General features: G+C 61.5%; 21 protein-coding genes and 1 pseudogene. 8 read left to right on the forward strand and 14 right to left on the reverse strand.

What is annotated here, in order from left to right:
• Positions 1 to 98: 98 nt before the first annotated feature.
• The 4 genes from LXM88_RS03165 to LXM88_RS03180 form a co-directional block, all read right to left on the reverse strand.
• Positions 99 to 1,190, reverse strand: a complete 1,092-nt coding sequence (locus LXM88_RS03165) for a hypothetical protein (protein ID WP_262530485.1) — start codon at positions 1,188 to 1,190, stop codon at positions 99 to 101.
• Positions 1,191 to 1,589: 399 nt separating this feature from the next.
• Positions 1,590 to 3,287, reverse strand: coding sequence for a M4 family metallopeptidase (locus LXM88_RS03170; protein ID WP_262530486.1), 1,698 nt, complete (start codon positions 3,285 to 3,287; stop codon positions 1,590 to 1,592).
• 843 nt (positions 3,288 to 4,130) lie between these two features.
• Positions 4,131 to 5,030, reverse strand: coding sequence for a hypothetical protein (locus LXM88_RS03175; RefSeq protein WP_262530487.1), 900 nt, complete (start codon positions 5,028 to 5,030; stop codon positions 4,131 to 4,133).
• Positions 5,031 to 5,129: 99 nt separating this feature from the next.
• A complete protein-coding gene (locus tag LXM88_RS03180) occupies positions 5,130 to 5,804 on the reverse strand; it encodes an RNA polymerase sigma factor (protein WP_262530488.1) in 675 nt (224 codons plus the stop codon).
• Between the two features lie 544 nt (positions 5,805 to 6,348).
• On the opposite strand from LXM88_RS03180, the gene LXM88_RS03185 reads away from it, so the two are divergent.
• From LXM88_RS03185 to LXM88_RS37245, 3 genes and pseudogenes are all read left to right on the forward strand, one after another.
• Positions 6,349 to 6,606 carry a transposase gene (locus LXM88_RS03185; RefSeq protein WP_262530489.1) on the forward strand — a complete coding sequence of 86 codons (258 nt, stop codon included), beginning with the start codon at positions 6,349 to 6,351 and terminating at the stop codon, positions 6,604 to 6,606.
• Between the two features lie 409 nt (positions 6,607 to 7,015).
• Positions 7,016 to 7,093: pseudogene (locus LXM88_RS37240) on the forward strand (hypothetical protein); the annotation flags it as partial.
• The gene (locus tag LXM88_RS37245) at positions 7,071 to 7,301 is read left to right on the forward strand and encodes an integrase core domain-containing protein (RefSeq protein WP_412524079.1); all 231 of its coding nucleotides are present in this window, start codon (positions 7,071 to 7,073) and stop codon (positions 7,299 to 7,301) included. The pseudogene LXM88_RS37240 and the gene LXM88_RS37245, both read left to right, overlap by 23 nt.
• A 259-nt stretch (positions 7,302 to 7,560) precedes the next feature.
• Here the strand turns inward: LXM88_RS37245 and LXM88_RS03190 are convergent, their stop codons facing one another.
• Positions 7,561 to 8,499 (reverse strand): response regulator, encoded by a 939-nt coding sequence (locus LXM88_RS03190; RefSeq protein WP_262530490.1) that lies wholly within the window; start codon positions 8,497 to 8,499, stop codon positions 7,561 to 7,563.
• A 244-nt stretch (positions 8,500 to 8,743) separates the two neighbouring features.
• Between LXM88_RS03190 and LXM88_RS03195 the strand changes: the two genes are divergently transcribed.
• Positions 8,744 to 9,217 (forward strand): acyl-CoA thioesterase, encoded by a 474-nt coding sequence (locus tag LXM88_RS03195; RefSeq protein ID WP_262530491.1) that lies wholly within the window; start codon positions 8,744 to 8,746, stop codon positions 9,215 to 9,217.
• Positions 9,218 to 9,230: 13 nt separating this feature from the next.
• Here the strand turns inward: LXM88_RS03195 and LXM88_RS03200 are convergent, their stop codons facing one another.
• Positions 9,231 to 10,673 carry a sensor histidine kinase gene (locus LXM88_RS03200; RefSeq protein WP_262530492.1) on the reverse strand — a complete coding sequence of 481 codons (1,443 nt, stop codon included), beginning with the start codon at positions 10,671 to 10,673 and terminating at the stop codon, positions 9,231 to 9,233.
• A gap of 637 nt (positions 10,674 to 11,310) precedes the next feature.
• On the opposite strand from LXM88_RS03200, the gene LXM88_RS03205 reads away from it, so the two are divergent.
• Complete coding sequence (locus LXM88_RS03205; RefSeq protein ID WP_262530493.1) at positions 11,311 to 12,513, forward strand: WG repeat-containing protein; 1,203 nt, start codon at positions 11,311 to 11,313, stop codon at positions 12,511 to 12,513.
• A gap of 9 nt (positions 12,514 to 12,522) precedes the next feature.
• Here the strand turns inward: LXM88_RS03205 and LXM88_RS03210 are convergent, their stop codons facing one another.
• From LXM88_RS03210 to LXM88_RS03230, 5 genes are all read right to left on the reverse strand, one after another.
• Complete coding sequence (locus LXM88_RS03210; RefSeq protein WP_262530494.1) at positions 12,523 to 13,080, reverse strand: hypothetical protein; 558 nt, start codon at positions 13,078 to 13,080, stop codon at positions 12,523 to 12,525.
• Between the two features lie 81 nt (positions 13,081 to 13,161).
• Positions 13,162 to 14,559 carry a hypothetical protein gene (locus LXM88_RS03215; RefSeq protein WP_262530495.1) on the reverse strand — a complete coding sequence of 466 codons (1,398 nt, stop codon included), beginning with the start codon at positions 14,557 to 14,559 and terminating at the stop codon, positions 13,162 to 13,164.
• A gap of 25 nt (positions 14,560 to 14,584) precedes the next feature.
• Positions 14,585 to 14,992, reverse strand: coding sequence for a hypothetical protein (locus LXM88_RS03220; RefSeq protein ID WP_262530496.1), 408 nt, complete (start codon positions 14,990 to 14,992; stop codon positions 14,585 to 14,587).
• A gap of 134 nt (positions 14,993 to 15,126) precedes the next feature.
• The gene (locus LXM88_RS03225; RefSeq protein WP_262530497.1) at positions 15,127 to 16,722 is read right to left on the reverse strand and encodes a DUF7822 domain-containing protein; all 1,596 of its coding nucleotides are present in this window, start codon (positions 16,720 to 16,722) and stop codon (positions 15,127 to 15,129) included.
• 61 nt (positions 16,723 to 16,783) lie between these two features.
• Positions 16,784 to 17,554, reverse strand: coding sequence for a hypothetical protein (locus tag LXM88_RS03230; protein WP_262530498.1), 771 nt, complete (start codon positions 17,552 to 17,554; stop codon positions 16,784 to 16,786).
• A gap of 309 nt (positions 17,555 to 17,863) precedes the next feature.
• On the opposite strand from LXM88_RS03230, the gene LXM88_RS03235 reads away from it, so the two are divergent.
• Together LXM88_RS03235 and LXM88_RS03240 are read left to right on the forward strand one after the other, a co-directional pair.
• A complete protein-coding gene (locus tag LXM88_RS03235) occupies positions 17,864 to 18,160 on the forward strand; it encodes an H-NS histone family protein (RefSeq protein WP_262530499.1) in 297 nt (98 codons plus the stop codon).
• A gap of 22 nt (positions 18,161 to 18,182) precedes the next feature.
• Positions 18,183 to 18,392, forward strand: a complete 210-nt coding sequence (locus tag LXM88_RS03240) for a hypothetical protein (RefSeq protein ID WP_262531631.1) — start codon at positions 18,183 to 18,185, stop codon at positions 18,390 to 18,392.
• 669 nt (positions 18,393 to 19,061) lie between these two features.
• Here the strand turns inward: LXM88_RS03240 and LXM88_RS03245 are convergent.
• The 3 genes from LXM88_RS03245 to LXM88_RS03255 all read right to left on the reverse strand — a co-directional run bounded on the left by LXM88_RS03245 (position 19,062) and on the right by LXM88_RS03255 (position 22,004).
• Entirely contained in the window at positions 19,062 to 19,376 is a 315-nt protein-coding gene (locus tag LXM88_RS03245; RefSeq protein WP_262530500.1) for a helicase, read from the reverse strand.
• A 487-nt stretch (positions 19,377 to 19,863) separates the two neighbouring features.
• Positions 19,864 to 20,913, reverse strand: coding sequence for a PDDEXK nuclease domain-containing protein (locus LXM88_RS03250; protein WP_262530501.1), 1,050 nt, complete (start codon positions 20,911 to 20,913; stop codon positions 19,864 to 19,866).
• Between the two features lie 326 nt (positions 20,914 to 21,239).
• On the reverse strand, positions 21,240 to 22,004 hold the full coding sequence (locus LXM88_RS03255; protein WP_412524080.1) for a TetR/AcrR family transcriptional regulator: 765 nt from the start codon (positions 22,002 to 22,004) through the stop codon (positions 21,240 to 21,242).
• A 343-nt stretch (positions 22,005 to 22,347) separates the two neighbouring features.
• Between LXM88_RS03255 and LXM88_RS03260 the strand changes: the two genes are divergently transcribed.
• Positions 22,348 to 23,514 (forward strand): efflux RND transporter periplasmic adaptor subunit, encoded by a 1,167-nt coding sequence (locus LXM88_RS03260; RefSeq protein WP_262530502.1) that lies wholly within the window; start codon positions 22,348 to 22,350, stop codon positions 23,512 to 23,514.
• The last annotated feature ends 10 nt before the right edge of the window (positions 23,515 to 23,524 follow it).

Raw genomic sequence — 23,524 nt, forward strand, 5'->3', positions numbered from 1 at the left:
ATCGCGCCTCGCGTCCGCAGAATCGCTTGCGTCGCGGCCGGCAAGCGGGACCGTTGCCCGAGCCCGTTACTCGCCAGCCGAAGACGGATTGCTTCCGCTCACTTGAGCGACACCACCATGTTTTGCGTGTTGCCGACGCGGACGTAATCGAAGTTGAGGAGCGCGTCGGTCGATTGCGGTACGCCGTCGACGGCGACAACCCGCTTGCTCAGCATGGCCGATTTCTCGATCGCGCTTCCGGCGCCATAGAGGGTGAATTTACCCTTGCTCTTGGATTGCGGGGTGGCTTGAAAATTGAACAGCCCCTCGGGGTATTTTGTATCGCTCAGAAAATCGAAAGGCTTGCTGCCGGAATACGTTTCGAATTCCACATTGGCGTCATGAGCGATGGAAAATGTTGCCGTCGACGCGCTGTCATAAAAATCAACCGAGTCGGTGACGAACCTGGCATTAGCGTTGTCCTGGGCTGCGACCCCAACCCTTCTGCGCAAGATGATCTTCTTGCTCTTCATCGAGCTCTTTGCATTCTTTCCGAAGGCGAGCCGCGACTCGGCGATTTCCATCGTGCCGCCCGTCGATTCCATGTCCAGCGAATAATCGCCGCCCGGAAGTTGGGGCAGGAGCGTCGGCGAAACATAATATTCGCTGAACGTCAGCACGATCTCTTCGGCCCGGACATTGACCGCGGAACGATCCTTGACATGCAACTTCTTGGTGCTGGCGTAGATTCGGCAGTCGACGTGATAGCGGCTGGTGCCCGCCATTTGCAGATCGAGGAGCAGGTCGACGTTCACGCCGAGCAACGGCGGGACAGGGCCGCCGGCATTCACCGTATCGAAACGGCTGACCTCGAACGATGCGTCGAGAATCCGGAGGTTGACGAACGGATGACCGATAAATTTTTGTGCATACGGCCCCATCGTGAAATCGACGCCCTTCGAGACGCTGGACAATCCGCGCATGACGAGCTCGCCGCTACGAAGATCGATTTCGACCGGCGGGATCCTGTCGTCGACACTCCCGCCCCACACTGACGACTGCCTGGAAAGCAGCGTCAGCGTTCCGGCGGGGGGGATCATCGAGAAGGATTTGCCAGCATCCTTGTCAAAGGAGGGGGCGCTCGATTCATTCTTCCCCGGGATGTTGTAAACCTGGTTTTCATGGGGATTCCAGGTGAAGATTTCCGGCATGATTTTCTCCTGATTCATTCGAACGAAATGTGCGGGATTGTCGATTTCTTCCGCATCAATTTCGTGGCCAAATGAAAGATGACTGGCGGCTGAGCAGCTCTATTCGCAGAACCTGAAAATGGGCGGCTTGCGAATGAGTGACACCAATATAGGAGCGTTTTTTTCCGGAATCGACTACACCTGATTACACGGACATCGCGCCGGCGGCGCTTTCGCGAACCCGCAGTCGCGCCACACGGATGAATTGTCCGTCGATCAGCCGCCTGCCATCGCAGGCGGCTGATCGACACCTGCCTTTCTCACGCCCGAGCGCCGTGCGACCTCGATCGGCTCGTTTTCCTCCGAACCGAAGTACCGCCACGCGACCTTCCGGCGTTCAACACACCCGCACAAGCGCGCTCAATTCACCCCGACCGCACTCCACGCGCGCGCGACCGTGGCGCTCTCGGCCGAGTTCGCGCCATACAGGTCGTTTGCCGCCTGAATCGATGCTCGCCGCGCGCTCGGGTAGCTCGAGTTCGCGTTCAGGTACACGGTCAGCGTCCGGTACCAGATCTTGCCGGCCTTCTCGCGGCCCAGGCCGCTGAAGGTCGTGTCGCCGTTGCAGACCAGTTGCGTCCTCGACAGGCCGGTGTCGGTCGACGGCACCGCCGGGCCTTCCGACAGCAGGTAGAAGAAGCGGTTGCCGACGCCCGACGTGAAGTGCGGATCGTGGCGCGGATTCGACCACGAGAAGCCGCCGGACGGATAGCAACTGAACGACCGGCCATCGAGATCCTGCTTGTACATCTTGCGCAGGCCGCCGCTCACCACGCGCGCACCGATCACGTAGTTGCCGGGATCGTTCGGGTTGTTCGCGTAGAACTTCACGAGCGTGCCGAAGATGTCCGACGTCGACTCGTTCAGGCCGCCCGCGTCGCCCGAATAATCCAGGTTGGCGGTGGCCTCGGTCACGCCGTGGCTCATCTCGTGCCCGGCCACGTCGACCGACACGACCGGTTTCGGCAGGCTCGTGCCCGACTGGCCGTCGCCGTATACCATGATGTGCGACGGCATCCATGCCGCGTTCGCGCCGGTCGTGCCGCTGCCGGTGTCGAACACCACGTGCGCGAAACTCTTCACGCCGCGCCCGTCGTTGAAGATGCCGTTGCGGTTGTGCGCAGTCTTGTAGTAGTCCCAAGTCAACGCGAGGCCGTAGTCGATGTCGGCGGCGACGGTCTGCCGGTCGGTGGTCGAGCTGTTGCCCCACACGTTCGTGCTGCTCGTGAAGATCGGCAGGTCGGTCGCTTGCTCGACGTCCTCCGCGATCAGCCCGCGGCCGTCGTAGACGGAGCCGCTGCCGCGGGTCGGATCGAGCATCCGGTACGCGTTCGTGCCGGTCTGGTCGGTGGTCAGCGTCAGGTTGCCGTAGTACAGCGAGCGGCCGGTGCCGTTCGCGGCGGCAGTCTTGATCAGGTCCTGCGCGTCGAGCACGGTGCCCGTGCGCGCGTCGACGTAGTACAGCACGGCATCGCCGTGCGTATCGGTCGCCTTGCCGTACACGCGCACCGCGTAGGCCAGCGTCGGCATGACGTCGCGCGCGAACACGACGAGTTCCGCGTCATCGACACGGCGCACGTCCGACGCGAAACGCGCGGCCGCGATGCGCTTGACCCTGGCCGCGCCAACGTCGGGCGCGTTGCGCACGACGAAGCGGTCGCCGACCTTGCCGATCTTGCCGGCGAGATTGATCGGCGCGGGCTGGGTCAGGCTCGCTTGCTTCAATTGCCCGTGGTTCGAGTGCACGACGACATCGCCGCCGATCACGGGCAGACCCGCGTAGAAGCGGTCGAAGCGCACGTGCTCGGTGCCGTCGGGATCGACGACCACGTCGCGTACCTGGAACTGGTCGCCGTCCGTCGGCGTGCTCGCCTGCGGCGCCGCGAACTTCAAGGTGCGTGCGGCGCTGCCGGTAGCCAGGCTGAAGGCGGACGGGTTCTGCTGGATCAGTTGCAGCGCCCTGTCGACCGCGGCCGGCTGGTCGCCGGCTTGGGCAAAAGCACTGAGACTCGCGAGGGTAATCGCGGTGATGGACAGCAGACGAGACAGTTTCTTCATGTAATCCCCCAGATTATGAATAAAGGCGTGATTTTCGAGGAATGCATCAAGGACCAACCTTGATATAAGACATGTCGCGAACCGCAGGGGCATGCTAGAAGGTCGCTCTTATAATTACAAGATATTTTCTGTCGGGTTAATTATTTATTCTTTCCATGTTAATCACGTCAGGATTTGGTGAGAAATATGAAATGATCTTGTCGGCCGCATTGGCGGGATCGGAAACATCGCGTGAGGGAGGGTGCTTGGGGAGCGTAGGGAGAATCTGGCGTGGAGCGAGGCGGGGCGTGACGCTGCTCGAACGGAGCGGGAAATCTGAAGCGGAACGACAACGACTGCCGTGATTTACTTTATTAAATATTCGCCATGATTGTTGCCGTCTTTTTTGCGGCAATTCAATTGATCCACGGTTCATCGTTTTTCATTCGTGATGAATGTCTTCAGGTGCGAAATGGACGTATGGGGAACAACCGGCGGTCAGGTTTCGACGATTGAAACAACACGGCAGGCGATTACAAGGACCGCGCGTCGATGTGCTGGATCGCGTATGCGGCATCGGTACCGTTGCCGGCAACCCATCACGACCTGCTGGCGCGGGCCGACGCGGCGAGGTCGAGCGCACGCTGCATGTCAAGACACGGAGTCTGTCCGCCCGTTCCGATCCGTGGACCGATCGAAATCCGGGCTGGCATGAATGGCCTGATGTCGCCATCCGGCACCCGCCAGCCCGGCACATGCTTCAGGGTTTGACCCAGCGTTGCGCGGTATAACGCCGAACCGCGTAGTTGCTCCCGGACATGTCGATCTCGACGGATCGGCTCCAGGCGCCCCCCGTTGCCGTGATTACGGGGTGACCCATTTCTGGGCCTGATACTTTCGTGTGGCCGAGTTCACCGTGGTCAGGTTGATTTCGATCGCCCGGCTACGCGCCGTGCTGAAAATGGTCGAGGTGACGATATTCTGCTCGAACCAGACCAGCACCGATTCGACCGGCGTCAATTCGGCCACCCCGGACACCATGGCTTTTGGCGCAACATAAATAGGCGTGCAGATCAGCTTGCCGTTGATGCCCGTCGAGACCTGGTTCAGGCCGGGATGGATGGAGCCGTACTGATTGTCGAGCGTAATGGCCGTCGGTTTGCCTTTGGTTTTCGGCTGGTTCAGGATGCCGTTGTCATCCAGCAAGCTTGTTTCGCCGATGCCGATATCGACGACATTGCTGCTGACATCCACCTCGATGTTGTCCTTGAAGGTGTTGCTGCCGAACAGCTGATACATCGGAGTCCACGAGAAGGTGTTGGTGGCCACGAATTTATCGTAGCTTTGCCAGACCACGTTGTAGTCGCCTTCGGCCACCTTCTTTGCGAAGCACAAGCGATAGCCGTTCTCTTTCAGGTCCTTCAGATCTTCGAGTGCGATTTCGATTCGCACCGATTTCTGCACGGCGAGCAAGGAGGCTTGAAAGGCCGTCACGGCACGGCCATGCACCAATTGCTCGCCCGTCAGCTCCACCGAGCTCTTGGGCGCGAATGTCGCGACCCCGCCCTTGTCAGCGCCGGTGACGCAAGGATACCAATCGACGGGTGGCTTCTTTCCTTGCGCGACGAGATAGGAGTGGCCCTGTTTGACCTTGCCGTCTTCGATATCCACCGACCAATTCTCGTCCTTTGAAATATCCCCATCGCCATCTGCGGCCCACGACGGATTGCCTCTGAAGTTGGTATAAAAATGCAGTTTCGACATGACGATAACTCCCGATTGGCTCTACTGGAAAACGCACATGGCACGAGCCGGGATCATGTGCGCGCTACACCTGTTCGATCCATTGAGGGTGAAGTATTTCTATTCGCGCATGGCCAAATGGCTTTCAGCTTGATCGAGTTCGATTCGTGCATGGGTCGCCGGATTGAAAGCGACGGAATCCTCAACCAGAATCGATTCGAGCGATTTCTTGATCAGGGTTTTGGCAAGCTGCAATCGTTTCCGGACCGCATCATCTGATAGTCCCGTGCAGGCGGCGATGTCACGTGATGGCAGTTCCTCCACGTACCGGAAAATTGCGATTGCCTTCAGATTGGGCGGCAGTGCGTCGATTGCCTGTTTCAGGTGGAATAAAATTTCCGAGTGCAAGTAGAGCTCCTCCGGAGAGGGCGCGGTCATGCTTTCGAAATCGATCTGAAAAAAATACTTCCTGATCCTTGCGGCTTCGGCGGCCATCTTCCGCCGCTCGTCTATATGCTGGTAAAGCGCGACTTGCCTCAGCCATCCACCGAGGTGCTTGATCTTGATGAGATTTTCCGAGTCCTCGGTAAGCAAGCGAAGGATGATCACCCCATATAAATCCTCGCTGGCGCTTCGATTTCCGTTGCAAAGCCTTTTGCACTGGTTCAACAGATACAGCTGATATCTGCGAAGCATTTCGTCAAATGCGCCGGTCTCCCGCCGGGCCAATCCGATAATGAGTTGCGTTTCCGTGCAGGTATCCCATTTCCCGTGCGTTGCATCAAGCTGGGCCATTTTTTTCTCTCTCCGGACATGCTTGCGTGGGCTTTTGAATTTTTTCGGCAACTTCCTAGGTCGGATATGACCTAGCCTCGGCGCAGTTGCGACGCGCACCCGGTAAGACGGAAGCACGAGAGAAAATGTGAGGTCCGGTAGCCGACGGCGAATCGAGGACGACAAACGTCACCGATTCCGCGGCTTGGGAAGGATCGCAGCGGTGTCGATCCGTTCGATCCGGCATGAGACGCGTACTGCCGGCGCAGCAACCGCAACGGTTATCTGGTAAGCGCGCGATCGTGCATGCGACCGATTTGTGGCCGCTCGAGTGGGGCGGGGAACCGCGGGGGAAGGTGGGTGCGGCACGGCCTGAAGAAACGGCAGAACGACAACCGTGTGTGCGAAGAGGCGGGCAAGCGTGCGACGCGCCGATGCCGCTGCGCGTCGTGCCGCTCACGCTGGAAATCGCGCCGGCCGACACGCCGCTGATCGCACGTCTCGCGCCCGGCGACGCACTGCACCCGGACGTGGTCTGACGGCTGTTCAACGGGATTTTGCGCAGTTGGCGACGTCGTACCCGGACGCGGCCGCGGACCTGCGCCGCAAGCACGGCATATCGGATGCGACGCTCGATAACTGGCGTAGCCGCTACAGCGGGATGGATGTCACGGAGGCGCGTCGTCTTCGGCAACGGGACGAAGAGAACCAGCGGCTCGAGCGGCTGGTCGCTGAGCCAGCGCTCGACATCCAGGTGTTGCAGGACGTTCTCGGAAAAAACCGGGTTCGCCCGCGCAGCGCCGGGAGGTCGTGCAACAGGTAATGGAGCAGCACGGCTACCCGGAGCGCCGGACGTGCGCGCTCGTTGGCTCGAATCGACGGACGTTTCGGCGGCCGGCGCCGGCAGATGTCGACCGTGCAGTTCGGCATCGTCTGCGCGAACCGCACAGGAGCGGACTCGGTTTGGTTCGCCGCGCCGGCACGTTCTGCTGCATCGAGAACGATTGGTTCAGAACCACAAACGGACCGAACGGCTGTACCGCTAAGAAGATCTGTCGCTTCGCTTGAAGCGTCGAAAGAAGCACCCGAGCCATCTGCGCGTGTGCTCGAGCAGTCAACGCAACGAGGCCGATGTCCCAACCCGATTCAGGTTGACAACGGGCCGGAGTTCGTGAACAAGGCACTCGACGCCCGGGGGCACAAGCATGGCGTGAAGCTGCAAGCCGCTCGAAAACGCGCACATTGAGCGCTTCAACGGCCGACTGCGCGAAGCGTGTTTGAACCCGTATGCGTTCGTCAGTTTCGACTGATGCACGCAGGCGTATCGACGCGTGGCGCCCGGACTACAACTCGGTGCGTCAGCATAGTGCTGTGGGGAAACTGGCGCCGGACCCATTCCTGCAACTGCATCTGCTGAAAACCAGTGAGCCACTCACTGACGAATGGTGTACTCGGCGGGGTAAGGTCAGGTCCGCCAGTCGGAAATTGACGGATCGCTTGGCGCTGCGGCTTTCGTGAAGCGTGATGACAACATCAGATCGAGAATCGATCGATATTGGGAGGCGGCGCAGACCGCTGGGCAACGGCCTGCTCTGATTGGATGTGCCGTCTGATTGGAATAGTGGGTGGCCCTCGGAATAGGGTGCTATTGGAACAAAAGTCCGTGCCGATGATAACTGTCAACATTGACAGGGATTGTTCCCATTCGCGTTGCTACCGAGTCGACGACAGCACCGCTTCGCCTATCCGCTCCGTTTAGGGACGGGCGGTTGATCTCTTACGCGTGACGCCATTTTGCCAACGTGGGCAGCTCGCGCTCGGTGGCTGCATCATCCAGACGGGTCCAGCTATAAAACGTGCCGCCCCATCCCGGAACGGGTAGCGGGGCCGCGCAGTGAATGTCCACAAGGCCCGGCCGATAGGCCTGAGATGGCCAGAACAGCGGCATGATGCGGCGCGCTTCCATGCCGTGGCGCAATTCGGCCGGCCCGTCCGCGTCGGACACGATATCGCAGTGGAACGACCAGTCCTCTTCGTTCCAGGCGAGCAATACACTTGGCGCGCCGCCGGCGTCGAACATCAGCACCGCGTCCTGATTGGGGCGCCAGTAGTATTCGACGATGCCTTCCCGCGCGGCCACCTCATCGATCAGTTTGACGATCCGCGGATCCCGGTAGGTCGCCCCCGCTTCATGCAGGCTGATGTGCCCGCGGGCCGCGCAGTGCTTGCGTTTCGCGTTGTCCAGCACGGTTGCCAGCTTACGCGCCATCTCGACGTCGGTTTTCTTCAGATAGCAATCGATCAGTCCCGCGTTGAACGCGTCCACCGCCACGCGCTCATCGGCGATGCCGGTGAGCAGGATTTTCATGCAGTTCGCGTTGCGGATGGAGGACAGAAACTGGATGCCGTCGACCTCCGGCATGGAATAGTCGACCACCACCGCGCCCACTGCCTCGAATCGGGCGGGATCGGTGAGCGCATCCTGGCCGATCGCGTTTCCGCCTTTTTTCTCCGCACCGAAATAGTCCGCGGCCGTTGGTGGCATCTCCGCGTCACGCGACGACACGAAGTCGAGCGCCGCCTGCGGTTGCGTAAAAAAGCGGTTCAGGTGTTCGTCCGGAAATGCGCCCCGCAGCGCCTGCAGGAAATCCGGATTGTCGTCGACAAACACCACGGACACGGGATAGAGCACCGGCTGCCTAACGAAGGGTTGCATACGAGTCTCGATAAATCAGCAGAAGAAGAGGCGGTACCGGAGACGCATTACCGCGAATGACGGTCGCGTTGCACGACCGCGCCAATTATCCGGCGAAAGTGGGATGCATTTCAACTGCTCGTCAGCCGCGAATTCGGCACGTTTTAACCGCACCGCTCAAAGGAATTGCACGGGGAGAATCGGGCCATTCCTTCTCGTTGAAGGAATGCGCCGCTACCGCCAGTAGCGATTCAAGGAGTTATCCATGTTGACGCAAGACGCGATTCTTCACGTCCTTTCCAACGAAACGGCACATCTGTCCGAGAAAACCTTCCACCACGTGATCGACATTTACCTCAAGGATTCCAATGCCTTCATGAATACCTATTTCGCACGCTACTTCGAATGGCAGGGTGTATGCCGTGAACGCTGGTTTCACGAATGCATCCACAACAACCTGCTGGCGGCCGGCGGGTCGTTCGTGACGAAGCGCGCGCATCAGGAATATGTCCACGAGACGTTTCCGTTCCAGCGGGTCGATTGCTTGCTCAATACGTTCGAGGTTCGGCAGTGTTCGGCCTATCTGCTGTTTCGCTTCTACGTTGACGGACGACAGGTGTCGCTGGGGTATCAGCAGATCGTGTTTGCCGGTCCCGACAAGCGGATCCGCCGGTTTCCGCCGGGCATCATCGAGCGGGTCAAGGCGTATGAACTGATCCTGCCGTCCGCCGCGAACTGAATGTGAGACCGCCTTACCCGATGCGATAGCGCCGGGTGGGCGCCGGCGGATCGCGCAATGCCTGGTCCGCCGGCGAACCGGGCTCCGGCAGCCGAATCGTGAACGTGGTCCGGACGCCGGGGATGGATTCGCACGCGATGGTGCCGCCGAGCGCTTCGCATACGCGGCGACAGAAACTCAAGCCCATGCCGGCGCCGCGACCATGCGATTTGGTCGAGAAGAAGGCGTCGAAGATTCGAGGGAGTACATCGGGGGCGATGCCCGGGCCCGTATCGCTGAAACGCACCACGCAGTAACCGTTGCTGCGATGGGCGTCGATCTCGATCTGCCCGCGGCCGTTTGCGTGGATCGCGTACAGCGCGTTTTTCAGCAGATTGAAGATGACGAAGATCACGAGCGAGTCGGATCCGGAGAACCGAAGGTCCGGATCGATCGCGCCGACCGATACGCGGTCTCGCTCACCCGGACGGAAGGGAAAGCGATCCACCGCGGCGTCGACACAGGCCCGTATCGGATAGGCCGCGAAGCCGTGTCGATCGAGTCGGTCCAGCGTAAAGGACGCCAGGGACATTTCGACCACCGTACTCGTGGTGTCGACCTGGCGCCGGATCGACGACGCGAGCGTCGGCAGCCGCTCCAGCTGCCCAGGATACAAGCCGTCGGCGCACAACCGGTGCTCCACCGCCAGCCGATACCCGCGCAGCAGCACCGGCAGGACGGTGCGCAGCTCGTCCGCGTGCAGGCCGATCGCCGCCAGCGGCGTGGCCACTTCGTGCGCAACCGTCGCGGCCAGGAGATAGGGGCCCATCAGGCCATAGCGGACGATCGATGTCGCGAGAATCCCGAGACTGATCGCGATGAACAGCACCCCCACCGGATAGAACTCGACACCGTAGTTCACCGCATAGTCGGTGGCTGCGAGCGAGTAGAGGCCCAGGCTGACGAGACATTGAGTGAGCAGTTGCCGGACGTCTCGCGCTCGCGCCTGTCGTCTTGCGTCGATCAGGAGCCAACCGCTGCGGCCGACCAGGAATACCGTCTGCACGACGTGCAACGGATGCAGTGGGCCCGCCTTGGGATACGCGCCAAAGAAATGCGGGCGGAATCCATCGACGACCATATTGCTCGTGACCAGCAGCACAGCCAGCAGGACGCAGAGTCCGTAGGATGCGAACATGATCGGCCGCTCGTCCCGACGCGACACGATCTCCGTCACGAAATGATAGAAGGTCGTCGGCAGAAAAAGGATGAACAGATAGCCTGCCTTGACCAGCAAGTTGGCGACGTCCGCCTCGGTCGTCTGGAACAGGAAGGCCCATGTTCCCTGCCAGACGAAGGTCGTCGCGCACATCAAGACGAACGGGACGGATACGCGCGTGAGACCCTTGGTGGCCAGCACGTAGAGGCCAAACCCTAGAAACAACGCAGATACGAACGCGGGCAAGATCGAGTACATGATGCGTGAATCCACAATGTTCACTGGTCGCGCACCACTGAACTGTCTTGGCCGGTGCCATTGACGAGAGCAGCACGCAGCGGTAGGCGAGCGGGCGCGGCGGGTTTGCACACGGGGTCTCCCCGCATCACGATTGTTGATCACGCGCGCGACGGAGCCCGAACAGGATAGCCGAATGCCATCATGATCACGAACTGGCCATAGAATACAACCTGGCCGCTCAATCGACGCGAGACTCACTGCCTGACTGGCTACAAAATTCCGCCTCAGGTCAACCCAATGCGGCATGAATAAAAATCCGGCAGAGAGTATTCGATTTTATTGGATATTATTGTAGGCGCGGATCGGAAGCCCTTATCACGCTTCATCAGGCTCCCGCGGTGAAGTGCATCGGAATCAAGGGAATCCCGGAAAGGTAGAAGTTCAGTTGCTTCTGGCGTGGTTGCACGAGACAAAATCGCACTGTGAAACCCATTCCGCCCGCTGCATCGCTCGATGGCCCGTTTCCGTTGCGCGGAATCCGGCTGCGACGCTTGATTTGCTGTCGATCAGACGCCGGAAAACGTAACGCCGGCAGACATGACATAAGCATCCGGACGCTGATTTGCCAACGCGTCACTCATGACAAGGAACCTCGATGGCGCATCGCATGTACATGTTCAATCTGCAAGACATCGGTCCGGCCGACACGCCATGTCTGAACATGGTGGAGTGGAACTACGACTTCCCGACGGTGTTGAGTCCGCTGCTGGCGGTAGCGCCATTCCTTGCACGCAATCGTTGCAACGATACCGGCAATGACGACGGAATGTATGCCGAAGCGGAGGGCGGCAAAGCGCGGATGGCCAGGTTGTACGCGTTTCTGGAGCGTCATGCCGACCGCCTGATCGACGATCTCGACGCGTTCCGGGAAGCCAAGCGCAAGATATTCGCATTCCTCGAAAATCGCGCGATCCACCGGTACTTTCATCTGAACGGATGGGATGTGTTCAACCTGTCGGCGGAGCCGCACGTCGAACTGGCCCAGGCGTTGCTGGCACGCATCGAGCGCGACAACGCGAGAATCGAGCACGCGATCGAGGCCGACGATCCCGCCATACTCGACCAGTGCGAGGGTCTGGCGGAAGAAGATGTCACCAGTTTTCGCGAACTGATCAACCAGGACCACTACGACTACGGGTGGGAACCGTTGACCTCGATTTACTACGAGCAAGTCGAAGTGTTCGAGCAAGACGGGAAGATGGGCGTGATGGCCATCACGGGCGAGACGCTGGTGCCACCGCGCTACGACGAGATCTGCTTCGATTCATGGATGGAAGTTGCAATCGTGCGGCAAGGCGACCGATACGGACATATCGATAGCCACGGGAACGCGATTACGCCGGTGCAGTACGAGCGCGTATGGGCGTTCTGGCGCGGGGAATATGCGCGGGTGCAGTACGACGGAAAGTTCGGGGTGGTGGATCGCAACGGGGTACAGGTCATCCCGTGCCGTTATACGGCCTTGACCGTGCTGCTGCACTCCGGCAGCCGATGCTGGGCCGCCTGCGAACACGAGCGATGGGGCGTGCTCGATGCTTCAGGGCAATGGCGTCTGCCGGCCGATTACGAATCGATCGACGACTCGATCGGCCGGATCGTGGGGACCCGTCCCGGCAAGGACGTGCCGGACATCTTTACCCGTCGCTTCGTGCGGCTCGGCACATTGCCCGACGACGATATCGTGGCGTTCGAGGTCGAACACGACGAGGACAGCAAGGTGTTTCGCTATGAAGTCAAGCAGGCGGGCACCGAAACGGTCACCGTGTTCGACGAAGATGGCCAGCCGGTCGGCACCTGACACGACGAATCAATCGTGCCTGTTCGCCGGATGTGCGGGTGGCGGGCGCCGGTGTGCAGGCGAGGGCGAACAGGCCGCCTTGAGGCGGTCGATTTTCGCCTTTGCTCCGCGCAACGGAAGCGCAATATCGCGGTCGCGCGTGACAATATGGAGATCCCCGGTTCCGTCGAACAGTCGGTAGAACCTCGCGAGATCGCGGACCTCGCCGTTCGCATACATGTCCAGGTCGGATAGCTGGGCGGTTGCGCCGATCAGAAGCTTTCCGGAGTTCGACGAGAGTCTGATCGTCGCGTGCTGACCGTCTTGCCATTCGCTGCCGTCGACCATCACGGAGACACCGATCCGCCCGGCGTCGCATACGACATAGAGCACGTTCCCGTCCGTGTCGGGATCGCCGTATTCAAGCACGGTTCCGGATTCGTGCCAGCGTCCTGCATGGTCGACCGTGCTGCCGGAGTCTGCCCCTTGGCCCATGACAGGCATTGACGTCAGGATGACGCTTGCCAGGATCGACAATCTTGCAAAGCGGATGTGCATGTCGTTCTTCGTTTTATCCGTCTGATTCATATCTTGCGCGACTTGAATTGCGGATCACGTTGCGATGGAATGCTGAAATCGATCCCGTGCCATTCGTCATGCACGCGGAATTCAGTCCAGCGGATAGCGCTCGATCACCGTCTTGTCGCCGTGCACTGCGTGAATCAGCAGCGCACCGCCCGCATCGTCCAGACCCAGCAGCGCACCTTCCTGCTCCTGCGACAGACGGAACGGTTGCCAGGTCTTGCCCTCGTCATGCGAACGGAAGAAGGTTGTCGTGTAGGTGTCGCCCGAGAGCAGGTGATCGGCCAGCGTCGAGACCACCCACGCGTGACGGCCGAACCAGGCTTGATCGATGCGTGCCGTCGTCCCGCGCACGTCGGGCGTCGTGGCAACCTGGCGCCAGGACAGCGTGGGTTTGTCCAGGCGGTAGATGCGGTTGCCGATCGTCCCGAATACCGTCTGGTCTACCGCGAGCTGCCGATACCGATCTTGCTCGGGCACTTCATGAATGCCCGGCGTGACGACGATATCCGGAGGTCCACCATTGCGGAACCGCACCTCGAAGCGGCGTGTCTCGAGCGTCTTGCCGCGAACGTTCGAGTTGGGTTGCACGAGCTGACGCCAACTCCAGCCGACCGCACGCTCCGCATCCACCGGGTACAGTGACCAATCGTAGGTCAGGCTTTCGGTAGCCTGCGTACCGGCTCTTTCTTCGTATGCCCGATCGAGCGTTTCCGCATCCGGCCAGACGCGTTCGGTGATCGCGATGGACGACCAATGCCGCGCGCCATCCGTGCTGTAAAGCAACTGCTTGTCCTCCATCGCAACGATGCGATTCTCCGTGAGGAACGCCGGATACGTCAGCGTCGGGGACAACACGATATCGGGATCGTAGCGCCAGTGCGTTCCCAGATCGTCCGAGCGGAACGTGTCCCACGCAGTGGGCTGCCCGTTTTCGCCAGAGTGGCGGATGGTGCTCGTGACCAGATACAGCGTGCGGCCCTGCGGCGTGCCGATGAGCGTCACGCCGTTGCTGCTGCCGACCGACGCCAGCAGATCAAAACCGCCGGCCGGCCGGTCACGATAGACCACGCTGCGCTTCGTGTCTTCCATGGCGGCCTTGCCGGCAACGATCATGTTCGCGGCAAGATCCGTGTGCCCGTTTACCAGCGCATTCGCCGCACCGGCCACGACCAGTTGCCGTTGCTGCGCCAGCAGCCGTTCTCGCAGCGCCGGCACTTGCGTATCGAGCACGGCGGCACGTTCGAGTTGCGCGATGTCGTTCGGCGACACGGTCGTTTCGGTGGTCAGCAGCAGACGACCTGCATCACGGTACGTCACCACGCGTGTGTAGGGGCCGAACGCCGGACCATCGAGTTCGCCGATCACCTCGTGACGCCCGAGCGGTTCGCCCATGGGCATGATCTGGTAGAGGCCGTAGGCAAGGGCGCCCGCAACCGTAATCGCGATGACGGAGAGGGGGAGTGCGATGCGGAGATGGAACATGCGGCGTGTCGTTGTCATCGTGTGATCAAGCCGAGGTTGCGGGTTTCATGAAATACGTGTGGAATGCCCGCAGCGCGGACGCTACCCATTCGCGCTCGTCCTCCGACACGTCGTCGAACGGCGTGCCGATCTTGTCCTTTGTGTAGTGATCGCCAAGTGCGCCGCGAATGCGCCGGTTGGCGCCTTCGGCGTCGAGCAGGGTGCGTTCGATCCGTACCGCTCCTTCCAGCGCATATAGCGTGAAGCGAAAGCGCAGGCTTGCGACATCCGTCAAGATCCGCTTCAGGTCAAACTGCAACCGATCCGGAAAGACCGTGAAATAGATGAAGTCCTCGCGGTCCTCCGGCGTGCCGAAACAATCGATCGCGTGCCCTTCGGGCTGACCATGGCGCTTCAGGATGGCGCTCAGTAACGTGTGGTCTTGGATATCCATTGCGTGTTGTAATTTTTTGCGCCGCCTCGTACCACGGCACGACGGCGACAATTGGAAGGGCCTGTCCTTGCGCCAACGCACGTCCGGATCGGCCGGCGTGACACACCGAACGGCACCGCGCAGACGCGCGATCCTTACTTCGGCAGCCAGTCTTTCAGGCCTTCCGTGAGCATGTTCACGCAATCGGCACGGGTTTCGCCGGTCTCGGTGAAACTGTAGTCGCTCAACGCGACCCAGATCGCTCGCGCGTCCATGCCTTCGTGGTCGAACGCCAAGACCTGGTTGTTCTTCACTATCGGCGTCCAGATCCACGGCTTCATGTCGCACTCCGGCGCCGCCAGCAGGACACCGTCGGGCGAGTAGAAATGAGGGCGCCCGTCCGCCGTAATCGCCAGCAACTGGCGCCCGTGCAGGAGCTTCGGTGGCTGCTTGTAAGCGTGATGGATGTGTGCGTATGTGCAGGGGATGACCAGCCGGCCGCTTTCGTGCACCACACCCTGCAGGACGCCCGGATGGCCCGGCGACGGCTGTTCGGGCGGACACCACTCGACCACCGCGAGGCGGAGCTTCCGGTGGAACGCGAACACGTTCTTGTAACGCGTGTCGAATAGCGGCTCACCGGTTACCGCATCGAGAGCGGACACCGTATCGTCGGCATGGAAGATGCGGACCTTGCCGTCATCGTGGAGCATCCCGCCGGTCAGGTCGTCGAACAGCGGCTCGCCACCGGGCCAACGAAGCAACTCGACCGTCCTGTCCATTCCTTCGGACCGTGGCGAACGTCGCCCCAGCGCCAGCGTTCGTGTGAGGGGAGACAAATCGACGTAGCCGGCCGATGGCGGTACGAACCACCGGCCATTCAGGTCCTTGAGGCCGCCGGGAATCCCGGCATTCCAGTCACCGTGTTGCCTGATGACGATATAGCCTGCCTCGACGTCGATCCATTCCGCTCCGTCGTCGGGGTGCACGAGCCAGCGTCCATATGGCGTGACGAGCCCGGCCGCGGCGCGCACTCGATCGGAGTCGGCTGGAGCCGATTCGCCGGCGGCGCGATCGAGTCGCCTCACATAGTACGCCTGCACCTCGTCGACCCAGGGCTGCCAGTCCCTTGCCGGCTCGTAACACGCCCGCAGATCATCCGGCCATTCGTCATGAGGCTGCGCTTCGATCGTGTAAATGCGTTCGATCACGTTCGGATTCCACCATCCCCATTGCCCTGTCGCGTCGCTCAGCAACGGCAACAGGATGGGCGGCAGGTCGCCGGCGCCCGGCTCCGCTACGGCGCCCCATTCGGCACAGCGTTGTCGCACCTGCTGCAGGAATGCGTCCATGTCGGGCGTGCCGATGGCCGCGTCGCACAACGGGCTGCAGTCGAGGATCAGCCATTCGCGCGTCGTCGTGGCGACGGTGGCATGCATGTGCGCCCATTGCGCCCGGGCGTCGTCCGGCAATTGCGGCAATCGCGGCCGCATGTGCCGATCCAGCGCATGCCAGCGTTCCCGCACCTCGGCCATCGGCGCCATCAGGCAGGCGGGCGACTCGACATCGCCGAACATCGCGCACGGTGCGACTTGCGGCAGATTCGCTGCGTCGCCGATCAGATAGAGGAACAGTTGCGGAATCTGCTCGAACCATTCGGCCCAGCCGTCCATCTGGCCGTTGTCGATATCCCACACGCTGTTGGGTGTAGACGGGTGGTCGTGAGCAAACAGGCAAGCATAACGAAGCATTTTCCCGGAATCTCTCTCGTTTGGTTATGTGTGTAACTTCGGTCGTCCACGACCGGCAAGGTCAGATCCGGTCGAAGTTGAAAGGCGTCACGTCGGGCAAGCCGTCGATCCATTGTACGTCGACGCCGCACCAGGTACTGATCATGTCCGCCATGTGACGCGCGCCAGCGCCATCGTTGACCCGGCCCATCAGGTCGATCGGCTTGCGGTCGCGAAAAACCAGCACGAGTTGCACCAGTTCGCTCTGGAGCAGCGTCAGCGAGCCGCCCACGACTGCGCCATCGACGCTTCGCCGGCCGCCCACCAGCAGACGCTCCAGATCGCGGCACGCGTACGTATTCAGTATCGGCTTGCGTAGCAGGCGGGTCGTGCTGATATCGATCCAGCGTTCTCCGTCGCGCCAGCAGAAGCGGGTTTCGTGCAACGGGCCGGCAAACCAGCGCGCGCGCATCAGCTTGCGGCCGATCCAGATCAGCAACACGCCCACGCAGACGATGAATACGCCCGTGATACCAAGACCGAGCCATTCGTACCATGCACGTGGTTCGTCTTCGGTCAGCGGCCCAACGAGCGCGGGTACGCAGATCACGCAGGCCAGCCCCAGGGCGCCGAGGCCGAAGCCGAGCGACCACCAGACGAAATGGCTGAAGCGCAGGCGGCGCGGCGACAGGATCAGGTTTCGGCCGTCGGGAACGCATGCATAGCCGGCGTCGAACACCCACCGGTCCGGGGTAAGCGGCCAGATCATCATGCAGAGCAGACCGAGTGCGCCAAGCACGATGGCGGCCCAGCCAAAGATTGCTTCGATGAAAGGAGGCATTTGCACGCCCAATTGAGATCCGCCGCGTCGCACGAAAGGACGTCAGAGCGGATTCGGTCGTCGCGATTCTGTCCGATCTCGGGACGGGCGGCAAGCGAATCGCCGGGATCGCCGCTGTGAAACCAAACCGGCTGGCTGCATGGTCGGCTCCCGCATATCCGCAGAAGCAGGCAGCTTGCCAGCTCAAACACCGCGACATTTCAATTTAGCGGGAAGTTCGCGGGAATATAATGTGCATGCATCGTAGTCAACAGCCTTTCGCCATCCCGGGACGCTATTCACTCACTGACCAATTTTCCAAGAGGATATCCCGTCACACTCATGGCTACCTATCGCGAACTTAAAGCGCAGGCAGACGCGCTGGCACAGCAAGCAGAAGAAGCGCGGCTCGCCGAGCTGGACAGCATCATCACGACGATGCGTGAGCAGATCGCCGAATATGGCATCACACCGGAGCAGCTTTTCGGGCGGCGCCGTGCGGTTGCGACGAACACGCGGGCGCCGATCGCGCCGAAGTATCGCGACCCGAAGACCGGCGCGACCTGGAGCGGGCGTGGCAAGGCTCCCCAATGGATTGCGGGCGCGAAGAACCGCGATCGGTTCTTGATCGAACAATAAGCCCGAAAGACGGTTGAGCACGATGTCGACATCGTTACCCGATGGGAAATACTGGGCGACGTGTCGTGAGCGGACAGTCTTTGCCGCCACGGCAAACGGGCATGGCGACATATTTCCGCGCGCAGAGATGATCGTAAAAGATGGATGGGCTACGTTCACCCGTGACGGCGTCGAAGTGTGGAACTGCAGCGCGCGCTACGCTGCTGCGCACTTCGACGTTCAGTCCGCTTAGGAGCAACTGCCGATGAGCCAGCTTGTTCAGATTGCGCCTGGCGTTGTGTTCTCATCCGATGTGCTTGGCGTCGATTGGGTGCGGAAGTTTCGACAGGACGACGGGGATACTCAGTCCACGGAACGACAGGGCCCGGCGGTAAAGGAAAGCGATCAAGCAGTTCGCACAAGCATACCGGCTCAGTTGTCGTTGTTGTAGAGAACCGTGGGCGACAGACACCTTGAGACTGTCGGGCTTCGCGATACCGCCGACGTTCCCTCCCGAGTCGGTGCCCGACGCCTGTACCTGTTTCGTTCGTGAGTGCGTGCCGGGCCTGACCAAACGTCAATTACTAGCGCGCACGCGCGCGAGAGGTTGGACGCCGGCGTGGCGCCCTCTGACGCATTGTGTGCGGGAGGGGTTTGAAGCGTTTGCCTTCGACTTGATCGTCGATGGGGCGCACGTCCCTGTGGTCGCCTGGATGCAACGTGTAGGGAAAGATGTCGAACGCGTCTGGGTACCCATTCGAGATCCACGGCAGCTCCCCCTGTTTTAATAGCGGCGCAGCTCGATTCAGCCCGACGCGCGCGTCCAACTCGAGGCAAGCGTATCCGAAAGCGTGCACTGGATAATCGGACCCGGCTCCAGAACAGGCGCAACGCTCCCGCCGGCTTCCGTTCTGACCGCCTGTTACGCGTCGTTCAGCCAGGGCATTTCCACGGGTGACACGACCAGTTGCCGGAATTCGCGTTTCAGATCGAAGATGAACCCGACCAGAATCATGGAGTCGGCGTAAGGAATCGGAAAGACATGCGGATTTTCCGGCGTCCGCAGGGGGCGCTCGGGCGTGTCCGCTGTCGCCGCGGCGTTCTCGCGAACGCTTTCCAGTTCGTCGGCCATGGCGAGGCCACTGATTTTCAACACACGGCTACGGAGATCGCTGAAGGGCTCGATGCGCGCAGCGTCTTCGTGGTATTCGGGCACTTCGTAAACGAACCAGGACATTGTCGTCTCCCATGAGAAGGGGCGCTATTCTAACGCTGCGCGAGAATCCACCGAAAATCGGCCATGTCGTGCGATCGCCGCGGTCGCTGCAGGGTGGGCTAACAGGGGCGATTCTGATGAGGCGGGCCGCCGCCGCGGCGCTGGAAGCGTAGCCTTGCACAAGACCGTGAGCCCGTTTCTGCCGTCGTCCAACCTGGACTTGCACTGCCATGCCGCGACGGCTGGGCGTTGCTTGCATGGCGTTCAATGCCGCTAATTCGGATTAGCGGCATGGTGTTTCTGTCGCCTGTCGCAACGCCCTCCGTGCACCACAAAACGACCAGTCTGGTTTCAGCGATGACAGGCTCTTCATGCCTGGCGTCGGCGGTCAAGCATCGACAGGGCGCTGAGATCCGGCCTGCACGGCCCCGTGGACAAGAATTCTCCCACGACCTGATCTAATTTCAGTTCTTTCATTGCAGCTCATTCGAGTTATCGGCCTTGCGCGTTATGCAGTGGCATCTGGAAGATCGGGACGGAGCTCGGCCTCGATCTGATCGATGGTTGGCAGACCTGTCTCCAGCGACGCCGGTACCTCCCGCATGAGCTGATACTCGGCCACGCCCATCGGTTTGGCCACGCCGCGCAGCGCATATTCCGCGACAAGCCGATTTTTCTCCTTGCACAGAAGCAGACCGATGGTTGGCTGATCTTCCGGCGCCTTGACCTGCGCATCGAGCGCGGAAAGGTAGAAATTCAGTTGCCCCGCGTATTCGGGCTTGAACGGCGTCGTTTTCAGTTCGACGACAACATAGCAGCGAAGCTTGAGATGGTAGAAGAGGAGATCGATGAAGAACTCGTCGCCGCCCACCTCCAGGCGGTACTGACGCCCGACAAATGCAAACCCGGCGCCCAGTTCGAGAAGGAAGCGCGTAATGTGCTGCGTGAGCGCACGTTCGATGTCGCGCTCCTGGGCATTCTCGGTCAGGCCGAGGAAGTCGAAGATGTAGGGGTCCTTGAGCGCTTCGCGGGCGAGATCCGACTGCGGAGGCGGCAGCCGATCGGCGAAATTTGTTACCGCGTTGCCGGCGCGCGCATGGGCGGCCGTTTCGATCTGCATTGTCAACATGCTGCGTGACCAGCCGTGCTCGAGCGACTTTTCCGCATACCAATGCCGCTGCGGGGCGTCGTCAAGTTTGTCGAGCAGTGTCACGACGTGCGACCAAGGTAATTGTGCAACGGGCTGTTGCACAAATTCGGGCTGCGGAAAAGCTTGAGCCAGGGCGCGCATGTACTTGAGGTTGCGCGGAGAAAACCCGCGCATGTCCGGAAACGCCGCCTTGAGATCGCGCGCAAGTTGGTCGACGACGCCGGCACCCCAGCCTTGTTTTTGCTGCCGGTCGAGAATGTCGCGGCCAATCTGCCAGTACAGCGAGACCAGCTCGCGATTCGCGCTGGCCATGGCGCGCTGTCGCGCACGCTCGACGCGCTGCTTGAGCTCGGTGAACCAGCGGCGATAATCTTCAGCCCACGCGGGCGTGCCCAGATCTTTGGTCATGTGTTCCGTTGGCAGGCACCGGCGGGCGCCCGAAAGGAAATTATCTCGGCGGAGCCGGCAACCGACAAGCGTGGCCGACGTGAAGCCTCAATTTTAACACCGACCCCATTTTGTCGATAATTTAGCTTATGTCAAATAAAGTGAAGAGTATCGACGCGCTCGACGATCAAACCTCCTTTTTCATACCGTTCGCCGAGTCGCCCAACACTCCTGCTGCGATATCCCGCAACCGCGGATCAAATTGAGCCCGGCGGTGTGCTCGCCGCCGGACATGATAGTGGTTACTCAACTGGATCAGCCGGACATGCGCCGGCGGCACCCAACCGTCAACTGCTCTCAGCGGCGGTGAAGTCGCCGGGCGGCAATGGTCGGTTCGCCACGTCCTTTGCTTCGGCGCGCGTCAGGCCGAGCGTCTGCAATACCATTGCCGCAGCCCGCTCGGGGAGCCGGCCTTCGTCTCCCCCCGGCTTCCTCGCATCGCCCGCAGCCGTGTCGGCCGCGTAGCACTCCGCCGCGATCGCCGCCAGGATCGTCCCCGTCATTGCGAGCACGCTCATGAACGGATCGCCGACGACGAAGCGGCGTACCGCGATTCCGCGCTCGCTGTCCCGCCGCAAACGCCGGCCCAGCCCGTGGTCGAGCGCACGCGCGGAAAAGCCCTCCCGCATCAGGAACCGTCCCCAGAGCCGCTCGCGGCGCGCGCGCATCAGCGTGTGACGCACGCAAACCGACACGACCTCGGCCGGATCCGACAGACCGCTCGCAAGACGCTCGAGCCCGTCCGCGAAATCGTCGAACACCCACTCGGTCAGCGCGGCGAAGATGCCGTCCTTCGATTCGAAGTGGTAGTAAAACGAGCCGAACCCCACATCCGCCGCCTCGGTGATCTCGCTGATCGCGACGTTGTCCCTGCCCTTTTCCGCCATCAGGCCGAACGCCGCCCGCAGCAAGCGCATACGTGTCGCCTCCTTGCGCCGGGCACCGCGCGGTTGACGCTGTTCCGCTTCGGCCACTGACGCGTTCGGGCGACGCGGCCGGACCGGTTTGTCGTCCACGAGCGCACCTTCCCTTTCCATAAGAATTTTCTGCATGCTGCAATTTTAGATGACTCACTCATACTTGACAATATTATCAGTTATGAGTCTAATCTCGAAAATGGCAGAACCGGTTCCTGTCCAGACACTGTTCCGGACCCACGCCAGCGAGCGTCGGTGACGCGCAGGCGGCCCCGTCGGCACACTCGGCGGCGCATCGTCGTGCGCAAGCCGTGTCATGTCGGCAATCGGAACGATCTGCACCTCAAACGTCGGAGTACTGATTGATCGTCATGCGCACCGTCGGCGGAGACGCCCGCGCGCGCCTGCATAAACCGGGGTGACCCGACGTGGTCGCCGAACCATTTTTAGTTAGACCCTCACTTGTCTTGGAAACATCGTGAAATCACCCGGACTTGACGCGCGGACTTCAACGCGCCCGTTTCTGACACGCATCGCGCCACCGCTTCGGCGCGCCCCGATCGCATTCGCCTGCTGTGCGATTCTTCTCGCGGCTTGCCACTCGCACGAGGCCCCGGCGCCCGAACTGCAACCGGTGGTCGCGCTGCCGGTTCATGCGGACGACGGCGCAGTGCAGCGCGTGCTGCCCGCGCAGGTTCAGGCGCGATATTCGACGCCGCTGTCGTTCCGGGTCGGCGGCAAGATCGTCGAGCGGCGCGTGCGAATCGGCGACACCGTCAAGGCCGGCCAGACCCTCGCGATGCTCGATCCGGCCGATCTGCACAACACGTTGCTGAACGCGCGTGCGCAGCTCGATGCCGCCGAGCATCGCCTCGCCTATGCGAAGCAGCAACTGGATCGCGACCGCGCGCAGGCTCAGGCCAACCTGATCGCGCCCGCGCAGCTCGAGACAACGCAGGACGCGTATGCATCGGCGGTCGCGCAACGCGATTCCGCGCTCGCGCAAATGGCGCTCGCGGGCGATCACCTGCGCTACGCGACGCTGGTCGCGGATCACGGCGGCGTCATCACGTCGGAGGATGTCGATACCGGGCAGAACGTCGAGCCCGGCCAGGCGGTGTTTCATCTGGACTGGAGCGGCGACCTCGACATCGTCTGCGACGTCGCGGAGCGCGATCTGCGCGGTCTCGCGGTCGGCCGCACCGCGCACGTCAGCCTGACGGCACTGCCGGGCAAGGTGCTCGACGCACGCGTGCGCGAAGTCGCGGCGGCGGCTGATCCGCAAAGCCGCACCTGGCGCGTGAAGCTGACGCTGGTCGCGCCGGGGCCGGACGTCCGCTCCGGGATGACCGCCAGCATCTCGTTCGACGGCGCCGCCGACACCGCCGCGGACCACGCGATCACGCTGCCGGCCACCGCACTCTTCCATCGCGGCGAAGCGCCGGCGGTCTGGGTCATTCGCAAAGGCAGCGACACGCTGGAACTGCGCCCGGTAACGGTCGGACGCTACGACGAGCGTACGGTCACGGTCACGTCCGGCCTCGCGGAAAACGAGCGCGTCGTGATGCAAGGCGTCCATACGGTGAGTACCGGCCAGCACGTGCGCGTCGTGCCGCCGCTGCATGCGGAGGACTTCGCATCATGAACGCTCCAGA

Source organism: Burkholderia sp. S-53 (assembly GCF_025560745.1).
GTDB lineage: Bacteria > Pseudomonadota > Gammaproteobacteria > Burkholderiales > Burkholderiaceae > Burkholderia > Burkholderia pyrrocinia.